The 17,985-nt window shown below is 59.5% G+C and carries 21 protein-coding genes; 15 read left to right on the top strand and 6 right to left on the bottom strand.

All coding sequences use genetic code 11. The annotated features are described in order from the left end of the window. The first annotated feature begins 27 nt into the window (after positions 1-27). Complete coding sequence (locus LJU29_RS17765) at positions 28-486, top strand: hypothetical protein (protein WP_057422784.1); 459 nt, start codon at positions 28-30, stop codon at positions 484-486. Between the two features lies 1 nt (position 487). Here the strand turns inward: LJU29_RS17765 and LJU29_RS17770 are convergent, their stop codons facing one another. Further along, entirely contained in the window at positions 488-1,177 is a 690-nt protein-coding gene (locus LJU29_RS17770) for an alpha/beta family hydrolase (protein WP_005744602.1), read from the bottom strand. Between the two features lie 671 nt (positions 1,178-1,848). Here LJU29_RS17770 and ccoN point away from each other — a divergent pair. From ccoN to hemN, 12 genes are all read left to right on the top strand, one after another. Next, positions 1,849-3,291, top strand: a complete 1,443-nt coding sequence (gene ccoN, locus LJU29_RS17775; protein WP_057422786.1) for a cytochrome-c oxidase, cbb3-type subunit I — start codon at positions 1,849-1,851, stop codon at positions 3,289-3,291. Further along, positions 3,291-3,899 carry a cytochrome-c oxidase, cbb3-type subunit II gene (ccoO, locus tag LJU29_RS17780; protein ID WP_005754699.1) on the top strand — a complete coding sequence of 203 codons (609 nt, stop codon included), beginning with the start codon at positions 3,291-3,293 and terminating at the stop codon, positions 3,897-3,899. Before ccoN ends, ccoO begins: the two co-directional genes overlap by 1 nt. A gap of 5 nt (positions 3,900-3,904) precedes the next feature. Further along, positions 3,905-4,096: a CcoQ/FixQ family Cbb3-type cytochrome c oxidase assembly chaperone gene (locus LJU29_RS17785; RefSeq protein WP_002554248.1), complete on the top strand. Its 192-nt coding sequence runs from the start codon at positions 3,905-3,907 to the stop codon at positions 4,094-4,096. After that, positions 4,093-5,070, top strand: a complete 978-nt coding sequence (ccoP, locus tag LJU29_RS17790; protein ID WP_057453697.1) for a cytochrome-c oxidase, cbb3-type subunit III — start codon at positions 4,093-4,095, stop codon at positions 5,068-5,070. Before LJU29_RS17785 ends, ccoP begins: the two co-directional genes overlap by 4 nt. Positions 5,071-5,195: 125 nt before the next feature. Then, positions 5,196-5,447 carry a type II toxin-antitoxin system prevent-host-death family antitoxin gene (locus LJU29_RS17795; RefSeq protein WP_003370228.1) on the top strand — a complete coding sequence of 84 codons (252 nt, stop codon included), beginning with the start codon at positions 5,196-5,198 and terminating at the stop codon, positions 5,445-5,447. Next, positions 5,447-5,899 carry a type II toxin-antitoxin system VapC family toxin gene (locus LJU29_RS17800; protein WP_257111007.1) on the top strand — a complete coding sequence of 151 codons (453 nt, stop codon included), beginning with the start codon at positions 5,447-5,449 and terminating at the stop codon, positions 5,897-5,899. Before LJU29_RS17795 ends, LJU29_RS17800 begins: the two co-directional genes overlap by 1 nt. Before the next feature lie 64 nt (positions 5,900-5,963). Beyond that, positions 5,964-7,376 (top strand): cytochrome c oxidase accessory protein CcoG, encoded by a 1,413-nt coding sequence (ccoG, locus tag LJU29_RS17805; protein WP_005754706.1) that lies wholly within the window; start codon positions 5,964-5,966, stop codon positions 7,374-7,376. Positions 7,377-7,386: 10 nt separating this feature from the next. After that, positions 7,387-7,923 carry a FixH family protein gene (locus tag LJU29_RS17810; RefSeq protein ID WP_005754708.1) on the top strand — a complete coding sequence of 179 codons (537 nt, stop codon included), beginning with the start codon at positions 7,387-7,389 and terminating at the stop codon, positions 7,921-7,923. 2 nt (positions 7,924-7,925) lie between these two features. Continuing rightward, positions 7,926-10,400, top strand: a complete 2,475-nt coding sequence (locus tag LJU29_RS17815) for a heavy metal translocating P-type ATPase (RefSeq protein WP_257111008.1) — start codon at positions 7,926-7,928, stop codon at positions 10,398-10,400. Next, on the top strand, positions 10,379-10,582 hold the full coding sequence (gene ccoS, locus LJU29_RS17820; RefSeq protein WP_002554255.1) for a cbb3-type cytochrome oxidase assembly protein CcoS: 204 nt from the start codon (positions 10,379-10,381) through the stop codon (positions 10,580-10,582). Before LJU29_RS17815 ends, ccoS begins: the two co-directional genes overlap by 22 nt. Continuing rightward, complete coding sequence (locus LJU29_RS17825) at positions 10,575-11,258, top strand: sulfite exporter TauE/SafE family protein (protein WP_057453700.1); 684 nt, start codon at positions 10,575-10,577, stop codon at positions 11,256-11,258. The genes ccoS and LJU29_RS17825 overlap by 8 nt, the downstream gene beginning before the upstream one ends. A gap of 96 nt (positions 11,259-11,354) precedes the next feature. Next, positions 11,355-12,737: an oxygen-independent coproporphyrinogen III oxidase gene (hemN, locus tag LJU29_RS17830; protein WP_005754715.1), complete on the top strand. Its 1,383-nt coding sequence runs from the start codon at positions 11,355-11,357 to the stop codon at positions 12,735-12,737. A 14-nt stretch (positions 12,738-12,751) separates the two neighbouring features. Here the strand turns inward: hemN and LJU29_RS17835 are convergent, their stop codons facing one another. Then, the gene (locus tag LJU29_RS17835; protein ID WP_005754717.1) at positions 12,752-13,222 is read right to left on the bottom strand and encodes a hypothetical protein; all 471 of its coding nucleotides are present in this window, start codon (positions 13,220-13,222) and stop codon (positions 12,752-12,754) included. Positions 13,223-13,374: 152 nt separating this feature from the next. Between LJU29_RS17835 and fnr the strand changes: the two genes are divergently transcribed. Together fnr and LJU29_RS17845 are read left to right on the top strand one after the other, a co-directional pair. After that, the gene (gene fnr / locus LJU29_RS17840; RefSeq protein ID WP_054995642.1) at positions 13,375-14,109 is read left to right on the top strand and encodes a fumarate/nitrate reduction transcriptional regulator Fnr; all 735 of its coding nucleotides are present in this window, start codon (positions 13,375-13,377) and stop codon (positions 14,107-14,109) included. Positions 14,110-14,170: 61 nt separating this feature from the next. Beyond that, on the top strand, positions 14,171-14,719 hold the full coding sequence (locus LJU29_RS17845; RefSeq protein ID WP_002554260.1) for an adenine phosphoribosyltransferase: 549 nt from the start codon (positions 14,171-14,173) through the stop codon (positions 14,717-14,719). A 565-nt stretch (positions 14,720-15,284) separates the two neighbouring features. Here the strand turns inward: LJU29_RS17845 and LJU29_RS17850 are convergent. The 4 genes from LJU29_RS17850 to LJU29_RS17865 all read right to left on the bottom strand — a co-directional run bounded on the left by LJU29_RS17850 (position 15,285) and on the right by LJU29_RS17865 (position 17,975). Next, positions 15,285-15,686 carry a DUF2802 domain-containing protein gene (locus tag LJU29_RS17850; protein WP_004644274.1) on the bottom strand — a complete coding sequence of 134 codons (402 nt, stop codon included), beginning with the start codon at positions 15,684-15,686 and terminating at the stop codon, positions 15,285-15,287. Continuing rightward, positions 15,687-16,166, bottom strand: coding sequence for a chemotaxis protein CheW (locus LJU29_RS17855; protein WP_003370201.1), 480 nt, complete (start codon positions 16,164-16,166; stop codon positions 15,687-15,689). 57 nt (positions 16,167-16,223) lie between these two features. Further along, positions 16,224-17,084 carry a CheW domain-containing protein gene (locus tag LJU29_RS17860; RefSeq protein ID WP_005754721.1) on the bottom strand — a complete coding sequence of 287 codons (861 nt, stop codon included), beginning with the start codon at positions 17,082-17,084 and terminating at the stop codon, positions 16,224-16,226. Positions 17,085-17,186: 102 nt separating this feature from the next. Beyond that, on the bottom strand, positions 17,187-17,975 hold the full coding sequence (locus tag LJU29_RS17865; RefSeq protein ID WP_002554264.1) for a ParA family protein: 789 nt from the start codon (positions 17,973-17,975) through the stop codon (positions 17,187-17,189). Positions 17,976-17,985 lie beyond the last annotated feature (10 nt).

A 17,985-nucleotide genomic window follows, 5' to 3' on the forward strand; every position in this document is an offset into this window, starting at 1 on the left:
TATTCATACGTTCTACAGAGTCAGGCCATGCACCACACCACATCCCCAGCCAAACGCTTTGTTCGTCCCGCGTCGTGTGAAGGCAGCTTTCAGGCCTGCGTCAATAAGCGACCGTTCAAGGTGCTTGCCCTGGCGGGCCAATTGACCCTGCGGGCTGAGCTGGAACAGGCACCCGATCAGTGGGTATGGAAGCTGATCGTCGACGGCAAGGTGGGCACAAAACGAACGACTATCGGGCTGTTTCTGGACAACGACCTGAAACCCGGTGATCACAATCTGCCAGGCCATGCCCAGATCAAAGTGATTTACAGCGAGACGCAGCACCGGCAGAACACCCTCTATCATTCGGCACACTTTCAAAACGGCACCCTGAGCCTGTTGGAAGCCAATCCCTATACTCTGCGCCTGCGCGGACGCTTCAGTTTCAGCATGTCATCGATTAATTTCGAAGTGACCAACGGCTTTTTCGACGTACATTGCCGATAAATCAGGTGCGCAGAAAGCGGGCAATCACTTGCGCCGACTCGACCAGGCATTGTTCATGGCTGATACCTGAGACTTTCAATGGTTTGAGGTCGTGATTGGCGGTCGGCAACCAGTGCAGTTGAATAGCGCTGGACAACGCATAACCCTCCACTGCTTCGCGATTACCCAACGCATCGCGCTCGCCCTGAACGATCAGAGCAGGTGTCTTCAATTCAGCCAGATGGGCCACGCGCGGTTTCTCCGGCTTGCCCACGGCATAGAACGGATACCCCAGGCAAACCAGCGCATCCGCCTCGATCTCATCGGCAATCAGGCTGGCCATTCGCCCGCCCATCGACTTGCCGCCAACAGCCAGTCGCCCAGCCACAAAAGGCCTGACCAAGGCATAGACCTCTCGCCAGCATTCCAGCAATTGCGCCTGCGGATTGGGCGGACGCTTGCTGCCGCCGTGACGCCGCAGGGCCATGTAAGGAAACTCGAAGCGCAGGACGCTGACGCCTTGCGCCGCAATATCGGTGGCCATGTGGCTCATGAAATCGCTGTCCATCGGTGCGCCTGCGCCATGTGCCAGCAGCAAGGTGGGCGCCTCGTGCGCGTCTGCCCGCAGGGTGGGCGTCCATAACCAGCCTTTTTCGTTGATCAGTTGCAGCCATTGATCCTTGCCGATGCCGGGCTGTGGGCCTTTGCTCATGCTTGCCTCGTTCAGATGAGTCTCAGAGTAGCCCGCTACTATAACCGCGAAGCCTGCGTGAATCGCGCAAGCGCAGAGCGCGTGGACGCATCGACAGGGACGCCCTGCCGGACAGCCACCATTCAGGTCCGCCCGGTTAATCTGCCAAGGTGCACAAGGTAAAAGTACCAAGGCGATGAGCGCCCCAAACCTGACACCGCCGGGCGGTTTCATTGACGGTACTGGCCTCGCACAATTGCAACAGAACCGCTGAGTCGGTCGCCAGAGTCATATGCCTGCTCAGGCCAGTTTGCTGGGCTATGACAGATGCAACCGCCGATTGAACATGCGTGACAGTCTTTGCGCGAGTCCTGATCAACTCGTCTGTACGCGAGGGGTCGCCACCGCTTTGCTCCAATCCAGCGGCGATGCGTGAACTCCGCACCCTGCAACGGGGTGCGGAATACTCGCTGACAATACAACGCAGATTATCCGCTCCGCGCTGCGGCTTCCCACACCCTTCTTTCAAAGCTAAACTCGTCGACACACGTCTGCTGCAACCATTTGACGCTCGCTAATGTGCCTGTCTGTTCCTGCCCCTGCCTTTTCGTGTGCCTCGATGCCATTTCCAGCGATGCATCGCCCGAGCCCGATTACGTCTGCGGTCAACATCTGAATCGTGGAAGTCTGTAATGAACACAACAACCAGTCCGACGACCTACAACTACACGGTGGTGCGCCAGTTTGCCATCATGACCGTGGTCTGGGGCGTGATCGGCATGAGCCTGGGAGTGTTCATCGCTTCGCAGCTGGTCTGGCCGGGACTGAACCTGGAACTTGAATGGACCACCTTCGGACGCCTGCGGCCGTTGCACACCAACCTGGTGATCTTTGCGTTCGGTGGCTGCGCGCTGTTCGCCACCTCTTATTACGTGGTGCAGCGCACCTGCCAGACGCGGCTTGTTTCCGATGGCCTGGCGGCGTTTACCTTCTGGGGCTGGCAAGCCGTGATTGTCGGCGCCATCGTGACGCTGCCGATGGGCTACACCACTACCAAGGAATATGCCGAACTTGAATGGCCGGTGGCCATTCTGCTGGCGATCGTCTGGGCCGCCTACGCTGCGGTATTTTTCGGCACCATCGTCAAACGCCGGACCCGGCATATCTATGTCGCCAACTGGTTTTACGGCGCATTCATCGTGGTGACCGGCATGCTGCACATCGTCAACCACATCTCGCTGCCGGTCAGCCTGTTCAAGTCCTATTCGGCCTACGCCGGAGCGACCGACGCCATGATCCAGTGGTGGTACGGGCACAATGCCGTAGGTTTTTTCCTGACCACCGGCTTTCTCGGCATGATGTATCACTTCGTGCCCAAACAGGCCGAGCGCCCGGTGTACTCCTATCGTTTGTCCATCGTGCATTTCTGGGCATTGATCACCCTGTATATCTGGGCCGGCCCGCACCATCTGCACTACACCGCCCTGCCAGACTGGGCACAGTCGCTGGGTATGGTCATGTCGATCATTCTGCTGGTACCCAGCTGGGGCGGGATGATCAACGGCATGATGACGCTGTCGGGTGCATGGCATAAGTTGCGGACCGATTCGATACTGCGCTTTCTCGTGGTCTCGCTGGCGTTCTATGGCATGTCGACCTTTGAAGGCCCGATGATGGCAATCAAGACCGTCAACTCGCTGTCGCACTACACAGACTGGACCATCGGCCACGTACATGCCGGGGCATTGGGCTGGGTGGCGATGATTACCATCGGGTCGGTTTATCACATGATCCCGAAACTCTACGCCCGTCCGCACATGCACAGTGTCGGCCTGATCAACACGCATTTCTGGCTCGCGACCGTCGGTACTGTGCTGTACATCACCTCGATGTGGGTCAATGGCATCACCCAGGGCCTGATGTGGCGTGCAGTGAACGACGACGGCACGCTGACCTATTCCTTCATCGAGACCATGCAGGCCAGTCACTCCGGCTACATCGTGCGCGCCATCGGCGGTGCCATCTTCACCAGCGGCATGCTGTTGATGGCCTACAACGTGATACGTACAGTGCGAGCCTCTGACCCGCAGGCGGCCGAGGCAGCTGCGCGCATTGCCGTCGTGGGAGCGCATTGATGAAACATGATGTGCTCGAAAAAAACATCGGCCTGCTGGCGTTCTTTATGGTTATTGCCGTGAGCATCGGCGGGCTGACGCAGATCGTCCCGCTGTTTTTTCAGGATGTGACCAATCAACCGATCGAAGGCATGAAACCACGCAGCGCGCTGCAGGTAGAAGGCCGCGATGTATTCATCGCCAATGGTTGCGTAGGCTGCCACTCACAGATGATCCGGCCATTACGCGCCGAAACCGAACGCTACGGGCATTACTCGGTGGCGGGCGAAAGCGTCTGGGACCATCCGTTTCTATGGGGTTCCAAACGCACCGGGCCGGACCTGGCCAGGATCGGCGGTCGCTACTCGGATGAGTGGCACCGTGTGCACCTGAATAACCCTCGGGACGTGGTCCCAACGTCGATCATGCCCGCCTATCCGTTTCTGGCCGAGAAAAAGATCGACAGCACGCAGACGGCAAAAAAGCTGCAAGTGCTGCGTACCCTTGGCACCCCGTACACCGACGCGGACATCACCGGTGCGGCCGCCGCCGTGCAGGGCAAGACCGAAATGGACGCGCTGGTGGCCTATCTGCAAGGCCTCGGCACGCTCATCAAGAGCAAACGGTGAACATTATGGACATCGGAATGATTCGAGGCCTTGGCACACTGGTCGTGATGGTCGCGTTCATCGGCCTGATGCTGTGGGTGTTCAGCCCTGCCCGCAAGGCGCACTTCGACGATGCGACCCTGTTGCCTTTCGCGGATGACCCCGAGGCCATAGGCAGGGTCGAGCGCGCCAGGGCTGAACGGGAAGACCAACCATGAGTACGTTCTGGAGCCTGTACGTCGCGGTCCTGACGCTGGGCACAATCATCGCCATGCTCTGGCTGCTGCTGTCCACGCGCAAAGGTCAGCCCGACGAACCGACAGATGAGACCGTCGGCCATGCGTTCGACGGCATTGAGGAGTACGACAACCCACTACCCAGATGGTGGTTCTATCTATTCATAGCGACCATCGTTTTTGCGCTGGGTTATCTAGTCCTGTACCCAGGCTTGGGCAACTGGAAGGGTTTGCTGCCCGGTTACGACTATCGGGACAAGGATAGCAAAGTGCAATTCTCCGACGGCCAGCAAGGCTGGAGCAGTGTCCACGAATGGGAACGGGAAGTAGCCGTTGCCGAGGCCCGCTATGGCCCGCTGTTCGCCAAATACGCCGCCATGCCCGTCGAGGAGGTAGCCAAAGACCCGCAGGCACTGAAAATCGGTGCTCGCCTATTTGCCTCCAACTGCTCGGTCTGCCACGGCTCTGACGCGAAAGGCGCCTACGGCTTTCCCAATCTGACCGATGCCGACTGGCGCTGGGGCGGCGACGCTCAGGCGATCAAGACGTCGATCATGGCCGGGCGCATGGGCGTGATGCCCGCCCTGGGCGAAGTGCTGGGCGAACAGGGTGTGCGTGATGTGTCGGCCTACGTGCTGACCCAACTGGACGCCCGGCAGTTGCCCGAAGGTGCCAAAGCTGACCCGGTCGCAGGCCAGAAGACCTTCGCGACACTCTGCGTTGCCTGTCACGGGCCAGAAGGCAAGGGAATGCCGATTCTCGGCGCGCCGGACCTGACGCATCCCAACGCGTTTATCTACGGTTCCAGCTTCGCGCAGTTGCAGCAGACCATTCGCGATGGCCGCCAGGGCCAGATGCCTGCTCAGCAAGCACTGCAAGGCAATGACCGCGTTCACATTCTGGCTGCCTATGTTTACAGCCTGTCCCGCCAGGAGCAGCCACCTGAATCCAGGTGACAAAGCTCCGGTCAGCCTGTGACCGTAGCATTCTGAAAGAACAAATTCTTTGTAGTTACATCTCTACATGACTAGACTCGTTCATGACCACGACACTCTGTCTACTCATTCTGGAAGTCGCGCACATGCCCACTACCCTCTCCAGCCGTGAATTCAATCAGGACACCAGCGGGGCCAAGAAAGCGGCTAACGAAGGTCCGGTGTTCATTACCGATCGCGGCCGCCCGGCCCATGTGCTGCTTTGCATCGAGGATTACCTGAAGCTGACCGGCAGTGCGGCAAGCATCGCCGACATGCTGATAATGCCCACTGACATCGATATCGAGTTCGAGCCTCAGCGCGCCGTGATCACGCCCCGACAGGTTGATCTGTCCTGATGTTCCTGCTCGACACCAACGTGGTGTCCGAACTCAGAAAACGCAACGCCGATGCGAACGTGCTCCGTTGGTCGCGAACCCAGATGGCGTCCAGCCTGTTCATCTCGTCCATAACGATTCTTGAGCTCGAAACAGGTATCCTGCGTATCGAACGCCGCGACCCGGCACAGAGCGCAGCATTGCGAATGTGGCTTGAGCAGCATGTATTGAAAGCGTTCGCCGGGCGTATCCTGACAGTCGACACTCAGGTCGCAAGGCGCTGCGCCCAACTGCATGTCCCCGACCCGCGCAGCGAATGCGATGCGGTGATCGCGGCTACTGCGCTGGTGCATGGCATGACCGTGGTCACACGCAACACAATCGACTTTCAGTCGTGCGGGGTCGCGCTGCTCAACCCCTGGGTCAGCCAGTTGAATGAAGAAGCGGCCGTTTATTCACGTGCGCCACGTTGAACGCGGATGTAAACGTGCCTGACCTGTATCGGCCCGGGCTACTCCACCGCCGCTGGACCCATCAATGAGCAACCAGATTCCAGTACACGACATCACACCGCCATCTGAAAAAAGCGGCGAATTCATCGACCTCTATGCCTCGCGCCAGAAAATCCACACCCGCGCGTTCAAAGGTCTGTTTCGCAATGTGCGCATGCTGGGCGGTGCCGTGTTGCTGCTTATCTTTTTCGGCACGGTCTGGCTCAATAAAGGTGGGCACCAGGCGGTCTGGTGGGACCTGCCGCAACGCAAGTTCTACATCTTCGGCGCGACGTTCTGGCCGCAGGATTTCATCCTGTTGTCCGGCATTCTGATCATTGCAGCCTTCGGGCTGTTCTTCATCACGGTCTATGCCGGACGGGTATGGTGCGGCTACACCTGCCCGCAAAGCGTCTGGACCTGGATGTTCATGTGGTGCGAGAAAGTCACCGAGGGCGATCGCAACCAGCGTATCAGGCTTGACCATGCCCCGATGAGCACCGGCAAACTGGCGCGCAAGCTCGCCAAGCACAGCCTGTGGCTGCTGATCGGTTTTGCCACGGGCATGACCTTCGTGGGTTACTTCTCTCCCATTCGCGACTTGTGCATTGATCTGTTCACGGGCGAAGCGGATGGCTGGGCGTATTTCTGGGTCGGCTTCTTCACCCTGGCCACTTACCTCAATGCAGGCTGGCTGCGCGAGCAGGTGTGCATCTATATGTGCCCCTACGCGCGGTTCCAGAGCGTGATGTTCGACAAGGACACGCTGATCATCTCCTACGACCCGAATCGTGGCGAAACCCGAGGCCCGCGCAAGAAGGAGGCTGATCCTCAGGCACTGGGGCTGGGTGACTGCATCGACTGCACGATGTGCGTTCAGGTCTGCCCAACCGGCATCGACATTCGTGACGGCCTGCAGGTGGAATGCATCAGCTGTGCGGCGTGCGTCGATGCCTGCGATACAGTCATGGACAAGATGGACTACCCTCGCGGCCTGATTCGCTACACCACCGAACACAATCTGTCCGGGCAGCGCACCCGCACCTTGCGCCCGCGCCTGATCGGTTATGCACTGGTTCTGTTGCTGATGATCGGGCTGCTGATCGCGGCCTTCTGCATGCGTGGGCTGGTGGGTCTGGAGGTCAGCAAGGACCGTATGCTTTTTCGGGAAAACGCCGAAGGCCGTATCGAAAACGTCTACACCGTGAAAGTGATGAACAAGGATCAGGTGGATCATGACTATGTGCTGGAAGCCAGCGGCCTGCCCGACCTGAAACTGCAGGGCCGTCGGGAAATAAACGTCCCGGCAGGCGAGATCGTCAGTCTGCCGGTGGAGCTGTCCAGCGCGCCGGAAAAACTCCCGGCACACAGCAACGAAGTCACCTTTACCCTCAAGGGCATCGACAGCGACACACATGTCGACACCAAAAGCCGTTTCATCGGCCCACCTCTTCGTTAAGAGCACCGTCATGCCCGTTGCGACTGCTGCAAGCCCTTGGTACAGGCACCTCTGGCCATGGATCATCATCGCCATTCTGACCTGCTCGGTGACGTTGAGTCTGTCGATGGTGTTCATTGCAGTCACCAACCCTGACCCGCTGGTTACCGATAATTACTACGAGGCCGGCAAAGGCATCAATCGCTCGCTGAATCGGGAAGTGCTTGCGCAAAACCTCAAACTGCACGCCCGTGTACATCTGGACGAGTTGACCGGCGAAGTCGAGCTGCGCCTGAGCGGCAACAGCAACCCGGAGCGTCTGGAGTTGAACCTTATTTCGCCGACGCGCCCTGCCAGTGATCGCCGTGTGTTCATGACCCGCAGCCCGTCTGAACCGGGCCGTTACATCGGGCAGTTGCAAGACCGGGTCAAGGGTCGGCGCTTTGTGGAACTGCTGGGTGTCGAAGGCGACCAGACCTGGCGTCTGTTCGAAGAAGAGCAGGTCGACGCTGCTGACCTGACCTTGGGCGACGAACCCCTGCAAGCTGCGCAACGCCGGAAAGACTGAACATGGCGACGCTACCCCCCGCCACTCCAATGTGCTGTTACCACTGCGGCCTGCCCGTTCCAGTCGGTGACTGTTTCACGGCGGTTGTACTCGGTGAACCCCGGAAGCTGTGCTGTCCCGGCTGTCAGGCGGTGGCCGAGGCCATCGTCGCCAGCGGTCTGGAAAGCTACTACCACCATCGCAGCGAGGCTTCGGCCAACCCGGAAAGTCTGCCCACGCAATTGATCGAGGAACTGGCACTCTACGACCGCCCTGAAGTACAGGCTCCTTTCGTGCGCCACGAAGGCGATTTGTCAGAAGCCACTTTGCTTGTCGAGGGCATCAGTTGCGCAGCCTGCGGCTGGTTGATCGAAAAACGCCTGAGCCGCTTGCCCGCAGTGGCCGAAGCGCGCATGAACCTCTCCACCCATCGCCTGAACGTACGCTGGCGCGGCGACCAGCTTGCCCTCAGTCAGTTGCTGAGCGAGCTGCACGCAATTGGTTATGTCGCTCACCCCTGGCAGGCCGATCGCGCCGCCGAACGTCTGGCAAGTGAAAACCGTCTGGCCTTGCGGCAACTGGGTGTCGCTGGTCTGCTGTGGTTTCAGGCAATGATGGCAACCATGGCCACCTGGCCGGAGTTCAACATCGACCTCAGCCCGCAGATGCACACCATCCTGCGCTGGGTGGCTCTGTTTCTGACCACTCCGATCGTGTTTTACAGTTGCGCACCGTTCTTCCGCGGCGCGTTGCGCGACCTGCGCAGCCGTCAACTGACGATGGACGTCTCGGTGTCGCTGGCAATAGGCGCGGCTTATGTCGCCGGCATCTGGACTGCGGTCACCGGCGCTGGCGAATTGTATTTCGATGCGGTAGGCATGTTTGCATTATTCCTGCTGGCCGGACGCTACCTGGAGCGCCGCGCCCGCGAGCGCACAGCGGCAGCCACGGCGCAGCTGGTCAACCTGCTGCCTGCCTCATGCCTGCGCCTTGGTGACGATGGCCAGAGCCAGCGCATCATGCTCAGCGAACTGCGTTTGACTGATCGTATATTGGTGCGCCCCGGTGCGGTGATCCCGGCTGACGGCAGGATCCTCGAAGGTCATTCCAGTATCGATGAGTCACTGCTGACCGGCGAGTACCTGCCACAAGTGCGCAGCGCGGGCGATGCGGTCACCGCAGGAACGTTGAATGTCGAGAGTCCGCTGACCATTGCCGTGTCGGCGCTGGGTCAGGAAACCCGTCTTTCGGCCATTGTCCGCCTGCTCGAGCGCGCTCAGGCGCAGAAGCCCCGTCTCGCGCAGATCGCCGACCGGGCTGCACAGACCTTTCTACTGTTTTCGCTGATGGCGGCGGCGCTGATCGGCGTTGTCTGGTGGCAAATCGACGCATCCCGTGCATTCTGGATTGTCCTGGCAATACTCGTTGCCACCTGCCCCTGCGCGCTGTCGTTGGCGACACCGACCGCGTTGACAGCAGCCACCGGCACGCTGCACAAGCTTGGTCTGTTGCTGACCCGAGGTCATGTACTGGAGGGCCTGAATCAGATCGACACAGTCATCTTCGACAAGACCGGCACCCTGACCGAGGGACATCTGGCGCTGCGCAGCATTCACCCGCTACGCGAACTGGACGCCAGCCGCTGTCTTGAGCTGGCGGCGGCGCTGGAAAACCGTTCCGAGCACCCTATTGCCCGCGCCTTTGGTCGAGCGTCAAGGGCCGCCGAAGAGGTGCACAGCACACCGAGGCTAGGGCTGGAAGGACGTGTTGACGGGAAACTGCTGCGCATCGGCCAGGCGCCGTTCGTCTGTGCGCCGAGCGGCACTGAACCGCCGGTGATCACCGATGAGTCCGGCCAGTGGCTATTGCTGGGCGATGCGCAAGGGCCGCTGGCCTGGCTGGTACTCGACGATCGACTGCGCGACGATGCCGGCACCTTGTTACAAGCCTGCAAGGCACGAGGCTGGAAAACGCTGCTGCTGTCCGGAGACAGCTCACCGATGGTCGCCAGTGTCGCGCAGGCGCTGGGGATAGACGAAGCGCGTGGCGGTATGCACCCGGACGACAAGCTGGAGGTGCTGCGGCAACTTCAGGCTCAGGGACGCAAGGTGCTGATGATCGGTGACGGGGTGAATGACGTCCCGATCATGGCCGCTGCCGACATCAGTGTGGCAATGGGCTCGGCCACCGATCTTGCAAAAACCAGCGCTGACGCCGTGCTGCTGTGCAACCGTTTGCCGGTGCTGATCGACGCACTGAATCTGGCCCGACGTACGCGCAGGGTCATTATCGAAAATCTGCTCTGGGCCAGCCTGTACAATGGCCTCATGCTGCCATTCGCGGCACTGGGCTGGATCACCCCGGTATGGGCGGCCATCGGCATGTCGCTCAGTTCGTTGACCGTAGTGCTCAACGCCTTGCGCCTGACCCGCATGCCGCGCCGCGCCCTGACGTCACAACCTGCCCCGGAGGTTTCATGCCCGCGCTTTACATCATGATCCCTGCTGCGCTGCTGCTGGTGGGTGTCGCGATCTACGTGTTCTTCTGGGCGGTGGACAGCGGCCAGTACGACGATATGGAAGGCCCGGCGCACAGCATATTGTTCGATGATCCGCCGTCAGTGGATCATGCCCGGCCAGAACAGCAACGGCCTGGCGCTGACGAGAAACACGATGTTTGAACTTGCTTCGACGCTGCTCTCGGCGCTCATTCTCGGGCTGCTGGGCGGCGGCCATTGCCTGGGGATGTGTGGCGGCCTCATGGGAGCGCTGACACTGGCCATTCCCAAGGAACAGCGCAGCCGTCGATTCCGGCTGCTGCTGGCCTATAACCTTGGGCGCATTCTCAGTTACACGGTTGCTGGCCTGGGTTCCGGGCTGGTCGGCTGGGCAGTCGCGCAAAGTCCGCTGGCAACGGGTATGCGGGTCATCGCCGCAGTGTTGCTGATCGTGATGGGGCTGTATCTGGCTGGCTGGTGGAGCGGGCTGACGCATATCGAGCGCCTGGGCCGAGGCCTGTGGCGACACCTGCAACCGCTGGCCAGCCGCTTGCTGCCGGTGTCCAGCCTGCCCCGCGCCTTGTTGCTCGGCGCGCTGTGGGGCTGGCTGCCCTGCGGGCTGGTTTACAGCGCCCTGCTCTGGGCCGCCAGCCAGGGCAATCCTCTCCATAGCGCCTTGCTGATGCTGGCCTTCGGGCTGGGCACCTGGCCCGTTCTGCTGGCCACCGGACTTGCCGCCGAGCGCACCACTGTCCTGCTGCGCAAACGAGGTGTTCGCATGGCCGGAGGGTTGCTGGTAATCGTGTTTGGCCTCTGGACCTTGCCGGGGCCGCATCAGCATTGGCTGATGGGGCACTGAGGCCGGGCAGCTCACCCCGTTTGATCTACGTCAACGCACGCCCTTGAGCGCCTGCGTATGCTCGCGCCATCGCCAGCCTGACCGGGAAACGTGCGCATGCTTGACGCCATTCGTTGGGATTCAGACCTGATCCATCGCTATGATGTGGCAGGACCGCGCTATACGTCCTATCCGACAGCAGTGCAACTTCACACACAAATAGGCGCATTTGACCTGTTGCATGCTCTGCGGGAAAGCCGCAAGGCGTTGCGCCCGCTGTCGCTCTATGTGCATCTGCCCTTCTGCGCGAACATTTGTTACTACTGTGCCTGCAATAAGGTCATCACCAAGGACCGCGGACGCGCCCAGGCTTACCTGCAGCGGCTCGAACACGAAATACAGATGCTCGCCTGCCACCTGGCACCCGGCCAGGTGGTGGAGCAACTGCACCTGGGTGGCGGCACGCCGACCTTCCTGAGTCATGCTGAACTACGTCGGTTGATGGCGCAGCTGCGCGCGCATTTCAATTTGCTGGAAGATGACTCCGGCGACTATGGCATCGAGATTGACCCTCGCGAAGCGGACTGGTCGACCATGGGCCTGCTGCGCGAGCTGGGTTTCAACCGGGTCAGCCTTGGCGTGCAGGACCTGGACCCGACCGTGCAACGGGCAATCAACCGCATGCAAAGCCTGGAGGAAACCCGCGCCATCGTCGAAGCCGCCCGCACGCTGCAGTTTCGTTCTGTGAATATCGACCTGATCTACGGCCTTCCCAGACAAACCGCGCAAGCCTTCAGCCGCACAGTGGATGAAATCATCGAATTACAGCCCGACCGGTTGTCTGTGTTCAACTACGCCCACCTGCCGGAACGCTTCATGCCGCAGCGGCGCATCGACACGGCCGAACTGCCGGATGCCCGGAGCAAACTGCTCATGCTCGAGCGCACCGTCGAGCAACTGGGCAACGCCGGTTATCGCTACATCGGCATGGACCATTTCGCCCTGCCCGACGATGAGTTGGCTATCGCCCAGGAAGACCTGACCCTGCAACGCAATTTTCAGGGCTACACCACGCATGGTCACTGTGATCTGATCGGGCTGGGCGTCTCGGCCATCAGCCAGATTGGCGAGCTGTACAGTCAGAACAGCAGCGACCTGAGCGACTATCAAAGGCTGCTGGACAGCGACCAGCCAGCAACCAGACGAGGGCTGATGTGCAGCGATGACGACCGGATAAGACGCGCAGTCATTCAGCAGTTGATCTGCCACTTCATGCTGGATTTCGCCGAGATTGAAAAAGCATTCTCCATCGATTTCAGAGACTATTTCAGCGACGCATGGCCACAACTGCTTGGCATGGCGGAGGACGGGCTGATTGCGTTGAGCGCCGCGGGAATTGAAGTGAAACCGGCAGGCCGGTTGCTGGTGCGTGCTGTGTGCATGGTCTTCGATGCGTACCTGACCCGGCAGAACAGGCAGCAGTTCTCCCAGGTGATATGAGCAGCGGCCTGGTTCTACATTTTGGCCAGAACCAGCATGCCCGCCTTGGTCTTGTCGGCGTCGCTGGAGTTCAGGCTGTTCATCAGCGACGACAAATCGGCCGTGGAATTGCTCACCTGCGCCTGCAATGTGGTGAGCACGGTCTGTAGCGCCGCGGCCTTGGTGCGGCGCTCCTCAAGACTCAGACTCGGGTCCTTCAGAGCCTTCTGGATCTGCTCCATGGTTTCCGCGATCCTGCGTTGAAGCTCGCGAATAGCCTTGAGGATCTTCTGCACGGAAGCCGGCAGGCCGCTCTGCTCGATATCGGCATTTCTGGAAGACGACGCAGCGGCAGCCTTGCCTGCTGACGACAGATTGACTTCAACGCCCTTTGCCTCACCGGCAGGCGTCTCGACGCTGCTTTCGCTGGTCTGGCTGCTGTACGTAATCTGCGAGGTCGCAGTACGTATCGTAATACTGTTGATCAACGGAAGTGTCGTTGACATGCCAAGGCATCCTGGTTCATCCGAGGGAATACAGGCTTATCGGCAGCCGCTCTGGAACCTTGATGGTACAGAGGGCTTTGTAGGCTGGCCCCGACAAGCAAGGGTGAGGTACCCTTACGGCTTATGTGTGTTTTCCCACAAGGAATTAAGTGATGTCCGAGCCAGTAAAGTTGCGCGCTCAAAACCAGGCCCACTGCAAGGATTGCAGTCTCGCTCCACTCTGCCTGCCCCTCTCGTTGAACACGGAAGACATGGACTGCCTTGACCAGATCGTCAAACGGGGCCGTCCGCTGAAAAAAGGCGAGTTTCTATTCCGTCAGGGAGATACCTTCGAGTCGGTCTATGCAGTACGCTCTGGCGCGCTGAAAACCTTCAACATCAGTGACAACGGCGAAGAACAACTCACCGGCTTTCATCTGCCCAGCGAACTGGTCGGAATGTCAGGCATGGACGCCCAGGCTTACCCGGTCTCGGCGCAGGCACTGGAAACCACTTCAGTGTGCGAAATACCATTTGAACGCCTGGATGAGCTGTCGGTGCAGTTACCGCAACTGCGTCGCCAGTTGATGCGCGTCATGAGCCGCGAGATCCGCGAAGATCAGCAAATGATGCTGTTGCTGTCGAAGAAGACCGCCGATGAGCGTATTGCCACGTTTCTGATCAATCTGTCTGCGCGCTTCCGGGCCAGAGGTTTCTCGGCCAATCAGTTTCGTCTGAGCATGTCGCGCAACGAAATAGGTAATCATCTGGGCCTGGCCGTCGAGACGGTGTCGCGGGTATTCACCCGGTTCCAGCAAAACCAGTTGATTGCTGCAGAAGGCAAAGAGATTCATATCCTCGCCCCGATCGAGCTGTGCTCGCTGGCGGGCGGCGCAATGCAAAGCTGATACGTGCGATCTGTGGCGGGTCGGCTTAAACTATCGGCCAAACCTGCCATGGATCCCCCTGATGACTTTCGATCAATCGAACTTCAAGTCCCTGATACGCCCGGTCATAGACTTTCCCAAGCCGGGCGTGGTCTTTCGCGACATCACTCCCCTCTTTCAGTCGCCCAAGGCTACCCGTCAGGTAATCGACAGCTTCGTGCAGCGCTATATAGAAGCCGATTTCAGCCATATCGGCGTCATGGACGCGCGTGGTTTTCTGATTGGTTCGGTGGTGGCGTATCAACTCAACAAGCCGCTGGTGCTGTTTCGCAAACAAGGCAAATTGCCCGCCGACGTACTCTCCGAGGCCTATCAGACCGAATACGGCGAAGCGTATCTGGAAGTGCATGCCGACAGTCTGTGCGAAGGTGACTCAGTCATCATGTTCGATGACCTGATCGCGACGGGAGGCACGCTGATCGCCGCCGCCAACCTCATCCGCCGCATGGGCGCCGAGGTACATGAAGCCGCTGCGATCATCGACCTGCCGGAACTGGGTGGCTCCAAGCGTCTTAACGACCTGAAGATCCCGACGTTCTGTCTGACCGAGTTTGCGCTGGACGAGCAGTAAGACCGGCGCTGACCGTGGCTCCGCTTTGCACGGTGGTTCTGCGATGTCAGATGGATTGGGGTTCGACTCAGGTCACCTTTTCGCCCCTCGGCGAGTTACTTTGACGGGCCAAAGTAACCAAACCCCCTCGCTCCTGTTTCCGGCCCGACTTCGTCGGGTTCCTTCGCCCTGTCACTGATCCGGGGGGCGCCGCAACGGGCCATCCATGGCCCGGTGCGGCTAGCCTGGCGTCCTGCCAGGCTACCCCCGGATCAGCGCCAGGACTCAGCCGTCACTAACGTCGCACTCTGCGTCGTCAGTACCATCGCGATAAAAAAGCACTGTATGGCAGCATTAACAGGTAAGGCATGATGTTCTGCCGCACCGGAAATTTGCAACGCCAAGCGTTAAGAAGAGCATGCCAATGCAGAGTGATTGACACGAGAATCATACTCAAAATCGGACGCAGAGCGTCCAGAGCGGCATGCGACGCAGAGCGTCGCACGATAGTTGAGATTATCGTTGCAGTTCTGGATGCTCTGCGTCCGATCTTGAATGGGCAGCGCAGGCGTGTACCGAAGAGAAACTAGCTCGCAGTATTGCTGTGCAGTTTGGTCATCAGTTGCGCTTCGGCCTGGGTCAGGCCGCAGGACTGGGTCAGCTCATCGATGCTGGCACCCATGCCGACCAGGCGTGCAGCCTGGGCAAAGGACAGCGTGGAGGGATCGCGCTGTTCCAGTGCAGTGAGCTTGTCCGGCAACGGCGCAACGATGGCACGCAGCTCGTGCAACGCTTCGCCCATGCGCACCGTGCCGTTCTGGTAGTTGTCCAGGCGTCTGGCCAACTCCTTGATCCGCTGATCACGCAAGGCAGCCGCCTCATCACGCTCGGCATCGAGCTTGCGCTGACGCCTGGTATGGGCCAGGAACATAAACAGGGTGACTACCCAGAGAATGCCCAGGAAGACGACAGCTACCTCAAAGATCAATCAGATGTTCTCCAGTTCGGACCACTCTTCTTCGGACATCATTTTGTCCAGTTCAACCAGAATCAACAGTTCGCCGTTCTTGTTGCAAACGCCCTGAATGAATTTGGCCGACTCATCGTTACCCACGTTTGGCGCAGTTTCGACTTCAGACTGACGCAAGTAAACCACTTCAGCCACGCTGTCGACCAGAATCCCGACCACTTGCTTGTCGGCTTCGATGATCACGATACGCGTATTGTCGCTGACTTCAACCGGAGCCAGACCAAAGCGCTGACGGGTATCGATCACGGTGACCACGTTACCGCGCAGGTTGATAATGCCCAGTACGTAGCTTGGCGCACCCGGGACCGGGGCGATTTCAGTGTAGCGCAGCACTTCCTGCACCTGCATCACGTTGATGCCATAGGACTCGTTGTCCAGGCGGAACGTAACCCATTGCAGGATAGGATCTTCGGAACCTTGTGCAGACGACTTATTCATAACCCCAACCCCTCACGTGTGTTCTTTGCAGGTGATGCCACTGGCATCGACCCATGATTATTTCGACTTATTCAACTGCTTGACCGCGCCACTGGCTATCAGCTCGGCCAACTCTGCAACATCCAGCAACGCGCACATGTGCTCGATAACCGTGCCCGCCAGCCATGGGCGCTGACCTCGCTGCGTGCGCCATTTGATCTCATTCGGATCAAGACGCAACGAACGGCTGACTTGATGCACCGCCAGTCCCCACTCGTATCCCTGCACCGAAATCACGTACTGCAATCCCTGGCGAAAATCGTCGCGGTATCGATCAGGCATGATCCAGCGCGCGGTATCCAATACTTTCAGGTTGCCCGCCTGGCAAGGCAGGATCCCGAGAAACCAGTCCGGTTGACCGAACAGTGGCGTCAGCTCCTGCCCTGCCAGCGGGTAAATCGACCCCAGGCATACCAGCGGCACTGCCAGCGTCAGCCCGGCCACGTCGAACAACAGGCATTCGAACGGCTCGGCGGCCCATGCCGGGCGACCATCACTGGTAGGCGGCGGCGTCGGCGTGCGCTGGGTCACCAGTGTGCTCAACTCAGCGACCGGCTCGACCAGCTCAACGGTCGAAACTGCTTTTTCAACCTTCACCACTTCGGCAACAATCACCGGAGCGACTTCAATCACCGGCGCAGGCGCTTCAACCTTTACCGCTACAGCCACCGGAGCCGGCGCGGCCACCGCAACCGCCAGCGGTTTGATCTGCGCTTGCATCCGCGCATCAAAGGCTTGCTCTTCGAGCACAGCCGCCTGAAATTCATCGATGCTGCTGACAGGCTCTTCAAGCACTTCAGTCGCGTCGTACAGCAATGCGTCCAGATAGGACTGCAACGCCAGCTTGGGTCGTGTTGCTACTTCTACAGGGCGGTTCATACCGGGGCCCAACAAAAAATGGAGCAGGTGCAACCTGATAGAGTTATCGGCCGCATTGAGGCATCACTTGAGCAAACTGTGTAGAAAGAATGGACGTTCACGTCAGGCCACCTGAGCATTGAGCTGCTCGGCGAGCATATGCTTGAGCAATGCCCGATAAGCAATCACACCGCGACTCTTACTGTCATTCTGCGACGGCGTCAGCCCCAGACGGCTGGCATCGCGCAGCCGCGTGTCAACCGGCACGTAGGCTTGCCAGACATGATCGGGAAAACTGTCGCGCAATAATTTCAATGTGCCCATCGACGCCTGAGTACGACGGTCGAACAAGGTCGGCACGATGGTGTAAGGCAACGGCACCTTGCGCGAACGGTTGATCATGGTCAGGGTATTGACCATACGCTCCAGGCCTTTCACAGCCAGAAACTCGGTCTGTACCGGTATCGCCAACTGCTGGCTAGCCGCCAGCGCATTGACCATGAGAACGCCCAGCAGCGGCGGACTGTCGATCAGCGCATAGTCAAAATCCTGCCACAACTGCGCCAGACTTTTAGCGATCACCAGGCCCAGGCCGCTCTGGCCAGGGGATTGACGCTCCAGTGTGGCCAGCGCCGTGCTGGAGGGTATCAGCGAGATACGCTGGTCGCTGGTCGGCAGCAGCAATTGGCCCGGAAGCCCCTCCGGAACCGCACCCTTGTGGAGAAACAGATCGAAGGCACTGTGTTCCAGTTCGTCCGGGTTATGCCCGAAATAGCTGGTCATGGAGCCGTGGGGGTCCAGATCGACCACGACCACACGCTTGCCTGCATCGGCCAGCAGGCCGGCCAGGGCGATGGTCGTGGTGGTCTTTCCGACTCCACCTTTCTGGTTGGCTACTGCCCAGACTCTCATTGATGTTTTT

It is taken from the genome of Pseudomonas ficuserectae, from assembly GCF_024584585.1.
GTDB lineage: Bacteria > Pseudomonadota > Gammaproteobacteria > Pseudomonadales > Pseudomonadaceae > Aquipseudomonas > Aquipseudomonas amygdali.

Coding starts and splice junctions, on each gene's coding strand:
- LJU29_RS17765 (WP_057422784.1), top strand. CDS start 28: ATGCACCACACCACATCCCCAGCCAAACGCTTTGTTCGTCCCGCGTCG.
- LJU29_RS17770 (WP_005744602.1), bottom strand. CDS start 1,177: ATGAGCAAAGGCCCACAGCCCGGCATCGGCAAGGATCAATGGCTGCAA.
- ccoN (WP_057422786.1), top strand. CDS start 1,849: ATGAACACAACAACCAGTCCGACGACCTACAACTACACGGTGGTGCGC.
- ccoO (WP_005754699.1), top strand. CDS start 3,291: ATGAAACATGATGTGCTCGAAAAAAACATCGGCCTGCTGGCGTTCTTT.
- LJU29_RS17785 (WP_002554248.1), top strand. CDS start 3,905: ATGGACATCGGAATGATTCGAGGCCTTGGCACACTGGTCGTGATGGTC.
- ccoP (WP_057453697.1), top strand. CDS start 4,093: ATGAGTACGTTCTGGAGCCTGTACGTCGCGGTCCTGACGCTGGGCACA.
- LJU29_RS17795 (WP_003370228.1), top strand. CDS start 5,196: ATGCCCACTACCCTCTCCAGCCGTGAATTCAATCAGGACACCAGCGGG.
- LJU29_RS17800 (WP_257111007.1), top strand. CDS start 5,447: ATGTTCCTGCTCGACACCAACGTGGTGTCCGAACTCAGAAAACGCAAC.
- ccoG (WP_005754706.1), top strand. CDS start 5,964: ATGAGCAACCAGATTCCAGTACACGACATCACACCGCCATCTGAAAAA.
- LJU29_RS17810 (WP_005754708.1), top strand. CDS start 7,387: ATGCCCGTTGCGACTGCTGCAAGCCCTTGGTACAGGCACCTCTGGCCA.
- LJU29_RS17815 (WP_257111008.1), top strand. CDS start 7,926: ATGGCGACGCTACCCCCCGCCACTCCAATGTGCTGTTACCACTGCGGC.
- ccoS (WP_002554255.1), top strand. CDS start 10,379: ATGCCCGCGCTTTACATCATGATCCCTGCTGCGCTGCTGCTGGTGGGT.
- LJU29_RS17825 (WP_057453700.1), top strand. CDS start 10,575: ATGTTTGAACTTGCTTCGACGCTGCTCTCGGCGCTCATTCTCGGGCTG.
- hemN (WP_005754715.1), top strand. CDS start 11,355: ATGCTTGACGCCATTCGTTGGGATTCAGACCTGATCCATCGCTATGAT.
- LJU29_RS17835 (WP_005754717.1), bottom strand. CDS start 13,222: ATGTCAACGACACTTCCGTTGATCAACAGTATTACGATACGTACTGCG.
- fnr (WP_054995642.1), top strand. CDS start 13,375: ATGTCCGAGCCAGTAAAGTTGCGCGCTCAAAACCAGGCCCACTGCAAG.
- LJU29_RS17845 (WP_002554260.1), top strand. CDS start 14,171: ATGACTTTCGATCAATCGAACTTCAAGTCCCTGATACGCCCGGTCATA.
- LJU29_RS17855 (WP_003370201.1), bottom strand. CDS start 16,166: ATGAATAAGTCGTCTGCACAAGGTTCCGAAGATCCTATCCTGCAATGG.
- LJU29_RS17860 (WP_005754721.1), bottom strand. CDS start 17,084: ATGAACCGCCCTGTAGAAGTAGCAACACGACCCAAGCTGGCGTTGCAG.
- LJU29_RS17865 (WP_002554264.1), bottom strand. CDS start 17,975: ATGAGAGTCTGGGCAGTAGCCAACCAGAAAGGTGGAGTCGGAAAGACC.